The sequence below is a fragment of the Aminobacter sp. P4_D5 genome, from assembly GCF_056401815.1.
Map to the genome: position 1 here is coordinate 1 of NZ_JBFUIP010001083.1, position 586 is coordinate 586.

1 protein-coding gene is annotated in these 586 nt (G+C 70.3%); it reads right to left on the reverse strand.

Features of this window, described 5'->3' with window-relative positions; all coding sequences use genetic code 11:
- The coding region (locus AC1DWF_RS36780) for a serine hydrolase domain-containing protein (protein WP_476843362.1) at window positions 1–540 on the reverse strand (540 nt) is incomplete at its 3' end.
- Window positions 541–586 lie beyond the last annotated feature (46 nt).

Consider the following 586-nt stretch of genomic DNA (forward strand, 5'->3'; position numbering starts at 1 on the left):
CGTGACGGCCTTGATCACCGCTGCCGCGACCCAATGCGCCGCCGCCGGGTGGTAGCGGACCTTGCTGCCGGTCGGCCATTCCAGCTGGAAGCCGTTCACCACCTCCCGCAGCTTCGCCGCATCCTCCCAGGCCGCCGCAGGAACCTCGGCGGTCGGGAAGCCGGCCTGGTGCGTCAGCAGGTCGATGAAGGTGATGCCGCCCTTTCCATTGGCGTCGAAGCCCGGGAGGTGCTGCGCGATCGTGTCGGTGAGGCGGATCAGCCCGTCCTCGGCCATCGCCCAGACCGCCGAGGCGGTGATGACCTTGGTGTTGGAATAGAGCAGCCACAGCGAGTCCGGGCGCGCCGCAACACCCTGGCGCGCATTGCCGAAGGTGCGGAACAGCGCGATGCGCCCGTTGCGCGCGACGGCGACCTGCGCGCCGGGGTGCTGGCCCGCGGCGATATCGGCCACGATGCGGTCGCCCATGCGCGCGAGCCGCGAGGGGTCGAGGCCGCGTTCCGTCGGCGTGGCGTCCTGCATGGGAAAGGGTGCGGTCATTGATGGCGTCTCCTGCGTCTTCGGCATCACGCCAGAGCCGTTGCGT